An 11,950-nucleotide genomic window follows, 5' to 3' on the forward strand; every position below is an offset into this window, starting at 1 on the left:
TTGCATGAAATGAAAGATCAGAAAGCATTATTATTCAGATGTATAAAAAATGACGTTCCTGCAATGGTATTTTCGGGAAATGATATACTGTTCCTCCCTCTACTGAAAAAATATTACGAAGATGCAAAACAAGCCGGATGCACACAGGAATTTCTGGACGATATACAACTGCGAATAGAAGAATTCGGGAAACATATAGAAATGTCGCCTGATACAATAAAGTTACCGGATTGATTACTAATTTGCCAATCAGCAAATATGCCAATGATTCAAAGCCATCTGATTTATAATTTGTAACTCACAAATAAAATGAAAATAGGATTAATACAACAGGCCAATACACCCGACATCAGGAAGAATATTGAAGGGCTCAGGAATAAAGTAAAAGACGCCGCAAAACAAGGCGCACAACTTATCGTTTTAGAGGAGTTACATAATTCACTGTATTTCTGCCAGGTAGAAGACACCAACATCTTCGACCTTGCCGAAACAATCCCCGGCCCGTCGACTGACGAGTTTGGAGCACTGGCCAAAGAGCTGGGAGTCGTTATTGTACTCTCCCTCTTTGAGCGGCGTGCGCCGGGCTTGTACCACAATACAGCTGTGGTAATGGAAAAAGACGGAACTATTGCCGGAAAATACCGCAAAATGCATATTCCCGATGATCCTGCCTATTATGAAAAATTCTATTTCACTCCGGGAGACCTCGGATTCAAACCTATCGAGACATCTCTCGGCAAACTGGGCGTACTGGTTTGCTGGGACCAGTGGTACCCCGAAGCTGCCCGCCTGATGGCAATGGCCGGAGCCGATCTGCTCATTTATCCTACTGCCATAGGTTGGGAATCGACCGACTTGCAGGAAGAAAAAGACCGCCAGCTAGGAGCATGGGTAATCTCCCAGCGGGGACATGCCGTAGCAAATGGCTTACATGTGGTATCAGTTAACCGTACAGGTTACGAACCCGATCCGTCGGGACAAACGAATGGCATTACATTCTGGGGAAACAGTTTTGTGGCTGGTCCTCAGGGAGAAATACTATGGCAGGCCCCGAACGACAAGGAAGAAGTCCGGATTGTGGAAATAGATATGAAACGCTCCGAACAGGTAAGGCGCTGGTGGCCGTTCTTCCGTGACAGGCGCATCGATTATTTCGCGGATATAACAAAGCGGTTTATAGATTAATTGGAAATGTACAAAACTTTATAATATTTACTCTTTGCCAGTGACCGACTGACAGAGTGTAGTTTCTATGTTATAGGATATGTTCAGAAACCGGGAATAAAATGTACATTATCCCGAATAAATTTATCTATACAACTATAAGCTGTTAGCTTATATAGTTCTTTGAAGTATTGATTAAAGCAGTTACAAGTTACTTCGCCCTTTGGGCAGTTACGGGTTACAAGTAAACAAGATACGAGATACAAGTTGTTAACTGTTTACTGCTAACTGTTTACTGTTAACTGATATTTCTGTTACCTTTGTTACTTTTTGCGTCTTTGCGTCTCTGCGTGAGAATACTGTTAACTGCTAACTGAAAGTCACTTGCGCAACAGCCAAAGCTAACGGCTAAAAGCTATCAGCTAATAGCTGAAATATCTGTTACCTTTTATCGCATTATACTATTAACACATTGGTTTTTAATAAAAATATTGTGGCGATCTAAGCTGATTGCCAATGGCTAATTTTGAAAAATGATTTTAACTGACGACGAAAATAAACAGTACCTCACAAAAGGTACGCTCTGGCTGATGGCAGTCGGAGCCGGACTGGTTGTAGCGAATAACTATTACAACCAACCCTTATTGGGCATGATAGCCAAAGAGCTCGGCGAGTCCGAAGCCGCGGCCAGCAGGGTTGCCATGTTTACCCAGATAGGCTATGCCGCAGGGCTTTTGCTCATAATTCCGTTAGGAGACATGTTCAGGCGAAAAAAAATAGTACTGATAGACTTTATCTTTATTATTATTTCATTACTGATCTTCGCTCTTAGCAAGTCACTGACAGTAATGATTACCGCCAGTTTCTTTATCGGGCTGACATCCGTCGTACCTCAAATATTCGTGCCCATAGCCGCCCAGTTATCCGCACCCGCAGAGAAAGGCAGAAATGTGGGAATAGTAATGAGCGGACTGCTTATCGGCATACTGGCCTCACGTGTTTTCAGCGGTTTGCTGGGTGAGTATCTCGGCTGGCGCGAAGTGTTTTACGTTGCAGCCGGAATGATGGTCATACTCGGCATTCTTATCGCTTGGCTGTTGCCGGATATGCAACCGACCTTTAAAGGGACATATAGTCAATTAATGGGATCTATATTCCGCTATACAAAAGAAATCCCAAGCCTTAGATTAGCTTCCTTGCGAGGCGCATTGGGCTTTGGCTCCTTTTCTATGTTCTGGACCACACTTACTTTCAGGCTCGAGCAAGCGCCCTTCTTTCAGGGTAGTGATGTCGCGGGTTCGCTGGGACTTGTCGGGATCGCGGGCGCATTGGCAGCATCCGTTACCGGCTCTGTTTCGGGAAAAGCAGACAAGAATAAGATAATCTTTATAGCTTGCCTCCTGATGCTTCTATCGTGGGGAATATTCGGTTTCTCCGGAAATACCTATATCGGGCTGATTGCAGGCATTATCTTCCTCGATATGGGACTACAAGGCATGCATGTCACTAACCAGACTATCGTTTTCTCTACTCATCCGGAGGCTTCCAACAGGTTGAATACGGTATATATGGTATCCTATTTCATTGGAGGCTCGGTAGGCACATTCCTCGGCGGGATCGCTTGGCAGTATTATGGATGGGACGGCGTTGTGAGTGTCGGGAGCCTGCTTATCCTGCTTTGTTTATCCATACATATATTGCTGTGTAACAGGACTAAATACAAGATGTAAGCACTTACAGCTTTCCTGTCCGTTTTATCCCGGACATCAGCAGAGATATTGCCGTACCTATTACGGCAAAGCCGAGCAAAAGGAAAGGCATGTACCATACGATCACATCGAGTTGTATATGCCAAAACGCGTGTTCTTTGAAAATAATGTACCATGATAAAGGGCATACCACCGAGAAGAGTGTCGCCAGTATCAAAGCCACGTATTTACGATCATGTAATTTACGGGTAAGAAACCAAACAATACCCGTGCAGACAATGATAATGAATATGAGATAGACGAAACGGAAGCGGATGAAAACAGGAGTAAAACCCCAGTCCGAACTATTTTCGCCAAGATAGTATTTGATGACATTGTTCCATACAAACGAAAGTGAGGAAGGGTCGTTATCCGTTCCCTCCAGATCGGAGAACTGGACAAACGATGAACGACGGACAAAGGCCGTTTGCAGGTAGCCAAGGGCCCCTCCCAGACCGCCCAGATAAGTCCATAATTGAAGGATCAGAACAAGAAACTGTACCAATACTGCACCTAAAGCGGCTAGTCCGGCTTTGAAAGAGAACACGAAGAACTCTGCGAACCGCTGCCTTTCCAGATAGGAATAATACACTATAGGGATAAAGATAGACAGCATTGCCGTAGAACTGAACTCAAGCCCCGAAAAGAAGAACTTGACCAGAACGGCTAAAAAAAGCGAAACAAAGATGCGTCTATCGGACACAGTACCCGGAGACGAGTACCTTTTCTCCAGGAGCAAGAGCAGGGCGAGGAAGGGAACATAAAAGTTCCACAGCGACCACCATAGCCCATTCCCGCCAAACATAACAATCTTAGGAGAAAGGAATGTAAACAGGAAAGTGATAATGGCAGGAGTAATCCCAAAGTTGCGCAACACCCAGCCGGTAAATACGAGGAAACCCATCGCCATCAGCATGGCATTCAGGAAACGGAGTATCTGATAGTTAATATCATTGCTGAAAGGGAGTATTTTCTGTATCAGGTAATAGAGAGAGGCCTGCCCACCCGAATGGCTCACATAGACACAGTAGCCGTCAGGAGCATCCTTCTCGCCAAGATAATACCTAATCTGATCGAACCGGTTTCCGGATACAATTGAATCTCGCAAGCCTAGGTCATCAACACGCAGTGCATCCTTTACGCTATCGGGTTTGATATAATTCACACCCATGAATCCTGATGAGGCGAAGAACCCGTCTTTCTCGGCCTTTACCATCCGGCCTATCACAAGACCTTCTTCAAAAGTCTCGTATTCCTTATAATGAACGGGTACTGCCACCTTGAAAAGGTTGCTGTAAAAGCTAAAGGTAAGCAGGAAAAATGCGATACCAAAGAAGATCAGACGAGCCTTTCCGGCCTTATTCATATCCATAGCGATTCCGGCTTATGATTTTCCTAAAAGGTCTTTGAAGAAATACTTTACCTTCCACCAGTTGGTATAAAGTTGCCTGTACCTGTAGCGATGTTTGTAGTGGAAAGTCGATTTATAATAGAGATTGCGGGTTGCCCATATCGGATAATCTTTTAGTAAGCTCCAGTCGTAATGTTCATCGAAAGGGCATGTCTCATTTGTAGAAAATTCAGCTATCCGGTATTTCTTTCCTAAAATGGAATATATGCTTTGGTCGTGCCGGTTTTCCTTAAAGCCAGGCAGATTCGGAGTCCGCGAAGGAGAGTCGGTAGCCAGGCTGTAATCGTCAAGATAAGCCTGATACCAGTCTTTTACAAACTGCATCACCAGAGGGCTTTTCTTAAAAAATATGATACCAGACTCGAATTGGGTCGTATGCGTGTAATATCGGTCATCCCTGACACCGAAATAGTCAAGAACATCTCCCTTCGTCCATTCATAATCGCAGCGTATCATCTCAGGCATATCGTTGGTGGGTATCACCTGCCCCCTGACACCAAGGATACCCGTTTCCGACTTATCCACTATATCGTAGTATTCCAGCATACGTTTGCGTCCGTCAGGATTATAAAAGCAACCCAAATCGGCATACAGGAGCACATCACCGTCATTCATCCTTTCCAGTGTCTGCAGTACCAGATAGGGCTTCCAGCACCAGTAGCCGAATCCGCGGGAATAAGGGATCAGATACCGTCCCCACTTCTTCCTGAAACCGGCATCGAGATCTTTGTCGTTATAGGTATATATTTCATCGAAAACATTCAGGCTTTCAGCGGATTTCCGGTATCGTTCCGCTCCCTTGAACATGGGGTAATTGCCGAATGTGCATAAAACTCTCTTCATGTAGGTCGTGTTAATTGTTGAATAAGTCTTTGAACCAATATTTCACCGCCCACAATCTTCGATAGAGCTTCCTCAACCTGAAACGGTGCTTGTAGTGGTACTTGCTTGTATAATATTTATCGCGGCGGGCCTGTATGGGATAGGTATCCAACAGAGACCAGTCGCGCTGAAAGATCTCGTTCGTAGAAATCCCGACTATGCCGTATTTCTTTCCCAGGATGGAATAGATGCTTTGGTCGTGCCTGTTCTCTTTAAAGCCGGGCAAGTTCGGCACACGTGAAGGAGAATCTGTGGCCAGACTATAATCGTCCAGATAAGCCTGATACCAGTCTTTTACAAACTGCATCACCAGAGGGCTTTTCTTAAAGAAAATGATTGTGGATTCGAACTGGGGAGTATGAGTATATGCTTTATCCTCATATACATTATAGTAGGCAAAGACATCTCCTTTGGTCCACTCGTATTCATAATAGAGTGTTTCGGGCATACCATTATAGCTCACTTCCTGACTCTTAACACCGAGAATGCCTGTGGGAGTATTTTCCACCATCTCATAGTATTCCAGCAGCCGTTCGCGTCCTTTAGGGTTGAAATAGCAACCGATATCGGAATAGAGAAGCACATCGCCATCCTGCATTCCTTCCAGAATTTTGAGGATGAAGTAAGGTTTCCAGCACCAGTAACCGAATCCCCGGGAATAAGGTATAAGATACCTGCCCCAGAGTTTATAGAAGTCCTTGTCCAGATCCTTTTCGCAAACGGTATGGATATCATCGAATATATCCATGCTTTCGCACATCTTTCTGAAGCGGGGGAAACCTTCGGTCAAATAATAGCTGCCGAATGTACAGACTGCTCTCTTCATTGATGTTGTGTTATTATAAGATACAAAAGTAGGGTATTTATTTGATAAACACCCTATTTTTAGTTACGAGTTACAAGTTACAAGTAGGCAAGACAGGAGCTTTCAGTTTTGTCGCTCCGCGCCATTTGCTAATCTGCTAATCATTGTCTTACTTCTACCCACCGTCCCGTGGTACGGCTTTGCTCCGACGGATTATACATAGGCTCGTTACTTATCGCAGGGAGGTAGAACCTTCCGCAATACGCGGCCTGCAACCTGATGCGGAACGAAGACGAATAACCGGAACCAATATTATAATAGGTATATACCCTGTCGTCCCTTATGTCCTGATAATTGAACGAACCGGCCGTCCTGCTATCCGCTTCGTTGAACAGACGGGTATTGAATATCTCCCATCCCGAAGGAAATATCTGGCTCAGGGTCATATCAGTCAGATATTGTCCCGATATATTCTGTACGATTACGTTGGCAAAGAACTCCGTACCCTGCTTCAGGGAAGTGACATCTATCTCCTTACCGTTCTCATCCACATACTTCACATACAGGTTCGTCCCGTTACTCTGAGCCGGAGTATTATCTACAACCGGCTGAGTACGTCCAAGCAAACGGACGAAAATCTGCCCCTGTCCTTTATTTTTGATGGAGACATGTACTTTCTCCTGTGGCTTAACAACAACTTCCTGAAAAACCTCTCCGGAATTTCCCGTTGTTTGTTTCACCCCATTCAGTTCCCATTCATAGGAGATAACACCTTTACCCATTTTTTCGGCGAGCTTCGACATCGCTATCAGTCCGTAAGCTGCCGTTTGAGTAGTGATATATCCGCCGCTCAGGGCTTCCGACACCTTAAATGACAGAGCCAGCGCTTTTTCGGTTCTTCCCAGCAGCAGGTATGTTTCCATTATCATCGACATATCACGGGATGAACTGCCGTATGTATTATTATTGAATGAATAAGGGCTGACCTGATCGCTAAGATTAGTTATCAACTGATTCGCTGCGTCCTTTTTACCTGCAAGTGCATAAGCCGCGGCCAATCGCCAGCGTGCCTGTGCCGACAATCCACTCATTTCTTTCAGACGGTTCATAGCTCCCAGTTCAGGCTCTCCGGCAAGGGCAAGCGTGTACAGGCGATATGCCTGTTGCAGATCGGCCATCGAATTGCTGTAATAAGAAGTATAAAGATCTGCCCTGTTCCATGTCTGGGCAGCCTTTTTCTGGAACTGCTTCCATTTTGCCAGTACCGATGCCGGCACATCACGCCCTGCCCGCTGGGCTTCGACAAGAAAATGCCCCGCATAAGTCGTTACCCATTCGTTCGGCACGGTATTACCCGGCCAGTACGCGATACCTCCATCCATCAGCTGACGTGAGGTTATCATCCTTATCCCTTCTCTTATATTGTTGTCTATCACATCCTTTTCTTTATTGGAGAATGGACGGAATGCCTGTACATACAACAGCGGGAATACCTTGGATGTCACCTGTTCGGAACATCCGTGAGGATAATCGTGCAAGTAAGACAGGTTCTTGTTCAGATCCACTCCCGGCATACGCGATACCTCCATCTTTGCCCAATCTTCGCTTCGCAACGATTCGAAAGCGATCTCCAGTTCAGCAGTCTCATTAGCAGGAACCAATGCCTGAGAAGATAACAGTACCGGCGGATTCGGATTCCGCACTTCTATGTCAATTGTTTCTGTTGCCGACTCTCCATTACCTGTAGCTTTGACTACTATCTTTTCAAACCCGGTCTTCTTCCCTACTTTCACTTTGAAATAAACCATCTTGTCGCCTGTCTGGGTAAATGTTACCGATTTGGAAGTTCCCTCTGTGAACTGGAACAGGCCTGTAGACTGTGCTGTCAGACTTACATTCTTTATCTTCTTATCCATTGCGAATACATTGACAGGAAGAAGTATTTCTTCATCAGGCCCTGCCACGCGCGGCAAGGTAGATAGTATCATCAACGGATTGCGAACAGGGACTGCCTTCTCTGCGTTGCCATACGCCCCCTTTGCATTTCCGGCAACAACCATCACGCGAACCGAACCAAAATACGGAGGTAAGGTTATCTTGTGCGTATCCTTTTTACCTCCTCCGAGCGTATAAGGCCCCAGATATTTCACTACCGGTTTGAAGCGGCTCATTGTATTATTACCCGGTTTCAGTGCTTCGTCCCCTCCTATGCTCAATAGTGGCCCCAACTTTCCTGTTTGGGCACCTACCACCATATCGAACATATCCCATGTGCGGACACCCAGAGCCTGACGGGAATAGAATTCATCCCATGCATCCGGCGTGCGGAACGAAGTAAGATCGAGTAATCCTTCATCTACAATGGCAAGAGTATAGGTCATATTTTTACCGTTCTTTTCAGATACGGACACAGTAAATTCTTTTTCAGGACGTAACTCGTCAGGCATCGTTATTACAGGAGACAATTTGGTCTCGCTATTTTCTACATTTATATTCAGTACGCCATACATGCGGATAGGCAAGTCATTATCCGTCTGCGCATGAGGCTGGAACAGGCTGGCGAAGATATAGAAATTAGGCGCCATCTCCTCAGTTACTTTGAATGTGTGCTTGGTATCTTCTTTGGCCGTAGTGGTTACCCATTCACGGGAAATGATGCGGGAACCATCTTCCAGGCTTAGTAAAGCCCGGCCGTCAGAACTCTTAGGAAGGATAACAGTAACTGTTTCCCCTACCTTATATGACTGTTTATCCGTTGTGAATGAAAGCATTGTCAGTCCACTAGGGTCTTGCTTATCGGAACGCCCACGCCATGACGGCCAGTCGGCATATAACAAACGGCCTGATGTATGCCCTCCCTGTCCATCGGTTACCATAATCAGATAGCGTCCCCATTCAGGATAATCGACACGGAACTTCACTTTCGCTTTTCCCCCGCCTGAAGTAGAAATGGTCTGGTCGAGGATAACTTTTGTTGATGTATTATTTACATATGAAGACAGATTATCGTTGGAATTCCACCACCAGGACCAGTCGAGTTTATATATCCTGACCTCCAGGTCAGACCGGTTGAGAGGTTTGCCCTCAGGTGTAAGGGTAACAATATCTATCATATTGTCCTTATCGGTCTCCAGCCATCCGTATTGAGTATCGGTCGGAGATTTAATTCCTATATAAGCTGAAAACGGAGAATAAGCGGCAGTCTGTGTATAGATGCTGGCATCGCCTCCCAATTCGAAAACACGCGAAACAATATTGGCCCGCAACATGCCCGGTGCACTTGCCGCCTGAGGAAGATTCGCCCTTATAGTCGCATTGCCGGAAGCATCCAGCCTGCCATCGAAGATGGTATATGTATCCGAAGTAAAGTTTGACGCCGGATTATTAAACGCATATTGCTCATATCCCTTGAAAGGTGTGCGCGCCGAACTCAAAGTCATTTCCACTTTAGCCGCCAGATTTACAGCCGGAGCGCCATGCAGCCATTGTGAAGATAATGAACCGGAGAATGAGCCTGAACCGGCATTAATCATATCGCCTACATCGAGACGGATTTTCAGGCGGTTTGGTTTCACCGTCTCTATCTTTAATGTTTTATAGAATGTAACACCTCCCACTTTCACTCTTGCCTGCCAGTTACCGGTAATCGCATTGGCATCCGTAGCCATACGGAACGGATAAAAGCCATCCTTGCCCGAAGTAGCTGTATATCGTTGGGCCATTTGCCCGCGAGGGGTATAAAGTTCGAGTGATACCGGATGTTCTTTCGGCAGGGTCTTGGCCTTATCTTCCAGAATGAACGTTACAAATATGGAATCGCCCGGACGCCACACCCCACGTTCGCCATAGATATAACCTTTCAATCCTTTCTTTATTTCTTTACCGCTTACATCGAAGTTACTCAATGAAAGGGAAAGATTTGAAGTTACTTTCAAGTAGCCTTTTTCCTTCTCGCGAGAAGCAATTACGACAAATGGCACGCCACCTTTATAGTCTATATCGGCGAATCCGTCTCCATCAGTTTTTCCGCTACCTATCCGCTGCATCTGATAATTATAGATATCTACTACTCCGCCCGATATGGGTTTAGTGGTAAGAATATCGGTCAGCGCGACAAACATTTTCTTATCGGCTCCCAGTTTTGCTGTTATCCCTATGTTAGATGCCAGCACCACACAACTATACGTCTTATTCATATAGAATGTAGGGTCGCATGGGTTCTCTCTTTCAGCCCAGTTGTAATTATCCCAATCCCAGTCATCGGAATAGTAATATCCCGGCCTGTCCCATTGGGCTTCGTCCTCTTCGGTCAGTTTATTATCGAATCGTTCGAGACTGGCCTCTTCGGGTATCTGAGGAGTTATGCCACCACAAGGGAATAATGAATACTCCTTCTTCATCGAAAATTCCACCTTATAGACAGCTCCCGGATCTTGCTTAATCATTGTAGCCAAATCGAGGGAGAAGTTGTTCCACTCTTCGAGTTTCATTGTAGGATCTTCGTCCAGACGAATACGTTTCTTTAATATAAGACGGCCGAAGCGTTTCAACTCATCACTCTCGCCAAAATCGTTGGCTTGCAGATAGCCCAAGATATTATTTTCGAATATCTTAATCACTTTTACGTCTATTGCCCACAGATTGACTGCCTGAAACGGAATTATAAGGTTATCGGAATTAGGGAGAATATTTCCCGAACCCACCATTTTTATCTCCGGACTATTTTTCCGGAAATTGACACTGTAAGTATAATCGTCCTTGAGGCGCATATTCGCCACACTCTTTATTTCCCTGAATATCTTGAGCTCGACACTCGATCCCCGGGTTGTTTTATCCAGATATAACCTCAACACATTCCTGTCTATGTCGAATGAAAAACTTTCGATGGCCCCGGGCTTCACCAAACCTTGTATATTCTGGCTAAGTGAGAGCGGGTCGCTAAAAGTAACACGGATACACTCCTGCGGATCGTATTCCATACCCACATCTATTACTTCAAACTGTGATATCTTAGGAATGACGATCTTTATATCTTCGTTCTTCTTCAATCCTATGGCATCCCCTTTTACATGAAGCGTATATTCAATATCTGAATTGTCCCGGTATAGGCTATCTACTAAAAGGCTGAAACGCCCTTTTGTTTCAGTCGGAGTAATCTTTATCTTCGCGTCTTTGGCCTTATCTCCACCCGATAGTGAAAACATTTTAGTTACATTATCAAGCTGCGCATCATCGGCCAGCAATACGGTTCCCTGCACAGCGTTCCATTTAAGGTCGGTCTCTTTGATAGGAGAGTATGGCATCAGGCTGACACTGTAATTCTGTTCCGGAATATGGAAATGAAAATAAAATTCTTTAAACTCGCTCTCTACTTTCAGCACCTTATCCAGTTTGAACCAGGCTTCGTATTCCTGACCCGGCTTCAGTTCTCCGGCATCAGGGACGAATTTTATGGTGCGGGAACTTGACCAGTAAGCTTTCCCTTTTATTGACGGAGAAAATTCAAACAGCTTCTGATCGATTTCCTTATTCAATTCCACAGTCGGAATATCCTGCGTCAACTCGATTTGTATTTCGGAAGAAGATGAAACTTTTCCGTAGGTGAATGCTGCAATGTATTTTGCAAACTCGGAATTAATTTCACGGGTACCGCCCTTCTTACATGAATTCACTATAAAAAGACACGATAAAAGAAAAACAGGGATGAGGAAAAGATTTTTTTTCATAGTTATATTTATTTGTGTCCGATGCGATTTTATTATATACTAATTCACAAATATAAAAGAATATTTGCGATTAGCAGAAGGCTAAAAGGAGTAATTGTAGGAAGTTGCCTTTTCCGGTGACGAAATGGCCATATGGCTTCATGTAATTTATTAACTAATTCAAGTTGCTATTTATAGAATTATCCAATAAAAAAGGTCAATCCCTTAACTTTGC

General features: G+C 44.8%; 7 protein-coding genes. 3 read left to right on the forward strand and 4 right to left on the reverse strand.

The annotated features are described in order from the left end of the window. Positions 1–9 precede the first annotated feature (9 nt). The 3 genes from ACFO6W_RS19765 to ACFO6W_RS19775 all read left to right on the forward strand — a co-directional run bounded on the left by ACFO6W_RS19765 (position 10) and on the right by ACFO6W_RS19775 (position 2,894). Positions 10–234 (forward strand): hypothetical protein, encoded by a 225-nt coding sequence (locus ACFO6W_RS19765; RefSeq protein ID WP_291111854.1) that lies wholly within the window; start codon positions 10–12, stop codon positions 232–234. Positions 235–309: 75 nt separating this feature from the next. Next, positions 310–1,185, forward strand: coding sequence for a carbon-nitrogen hydrolase (locus tag ACFO6W_RS19770; RefSeq protein WP_379999641.1), 876 nt, complete (start codon positions 310–312; stop codon positions 1,183–1,185). 512 nt (positions 1,186–1,697) lie between these two features. Beyond that, positions 1,698–2,894, forward strand: coding sequence for an MFS transporter (locus tag ACFO6W_RS19775; protein ID WP_379999642.1), 1,197 nt, complete (start codon positions 1,698–1,700; stop codon positions 2,892–2,894). Positions 2,895–2,898: 4 nt separating this feature from the next. On the opposite strand, the gene ACFO6W_RS19780 is transcribed toward ACFO6W_RS19775, so the two are convergent. From ACFO6W_RS19780 to ACFO6W_RS19795, 4 genes are all read right to left on the reverse strand, one after another. Beyond that, positions 2,899–4,284: a hypothetical protein gene (locus tag ACFO6W_RS19780; RefSeq protein ID WP_379999644.1), complete on the reverse strand. Its 1,386-nt coding sequence runs from the start codon at positions 4,282–4,284 to the stop codon at positions 2,899–2,901. Positions 4,285–4,296: 12 nt separating this feature from the next. Continuing rightward, positions 4,297–5,166 carry a hypothetical protein gene (locus ACFO6W_RS19785; RefSeq protein ID WP_379999646.1) on the reverse strand — a complete coding sequence of 290 codons (870 nt, stop codon included), beginning with the start codon at positions 5,164–5,166 and terminating at the stop codon, positions 4,297–4,299. A 10-nt stretch (positions 5,167–5,176) separates the two neighbouring features. Then, positions 5,177–6,031: a hypothetical protein gene (locus ACFO6W_RS19790; RefSeq protein WP_379999648.1), complete on the reverse strand. Its 855-nt coding sequence runs from the start codon at positions 6,029–6,031 to the stop codon at positions 5,177–5,179. Between the two features lie 140 nt (positions 6,032–6,171). Next, entirely contained in the window at positions 6,172–11,736 is a 5,565-nt protein-coding gene (locus tag ACFO6W_RS19795; RefSeq protein WP_379999650.1) for an alpha-2-macroglobulin family protein, read from the reverse strand. Between the last annotated feature and the right edge of the window lie 214 nt (positions 11,737–11,950).

The sequence above is a fragment of the Dysgonomonas termitidis genome (genome assembly GCF_042654545.1).
Taxonomy (GTDB): domain Bacteria; phylum Bacteroidota; class Bacteroidia; order Bacteroidales; family Dysgonomonadaceae; genus Dysgonomonas; species Dysgonomonas termitidis.

Excerpts from the sequence above, each read along its gene's own strand:
- ACFO6W_RS19765 (WP_291111854.1), top strand. The coding sequence starts at position 10 with ATGAAAGATCAGAAAGCATTATTATTCAGATGTATAAAAAATGACGTT.
- ACFO6W_RS19770 (WP_379999641.1), top strand. The coding sequence starts at position 310 with ATGAAAATAGGATTAATACAACAGGCCAATACACCCGACATCAGGAAG.
- ACFO6W_RS19775 (WP_379999642.1), top strand. The coding sequence starts at position 1,698 with ATGATTTTAACTGACGACGAAAATAAACAGTACCTCACAAAAGGTACG.
- ACFO6W_RS19780 (WP_379999644.1), bottom strand. The coding sequence starts at position 4,284 with ATGGATATGAATAAGGCCGGAAAGGCTCGTCTGATCTTCTTTGGTATC.
- ACFO6W_RS19785 (WP_379999646.1), bottom strand. The coding sequence starts at position 5,166 with ATGAAGAGAGTTTTATGCACATTCGGCAATTACCCCATGTTCAAGGGA.
- ACFO6W_RS19790 (WP_379999648.1), bottom strand. The coding sequence starts at position 6,031 with ATGAAGAGAGCAGTCTGTACATTCGGCAGCTATTATTTGACCGAAGGT.
- ACFO6W_RS19795 (WP_379999650.1), bottom strand. The coding sequence starts at position 11,736 with ATGAAAAAAAATCTTTTCCTCATCCCTGTTTTTCTTTTATCGTGTCTT.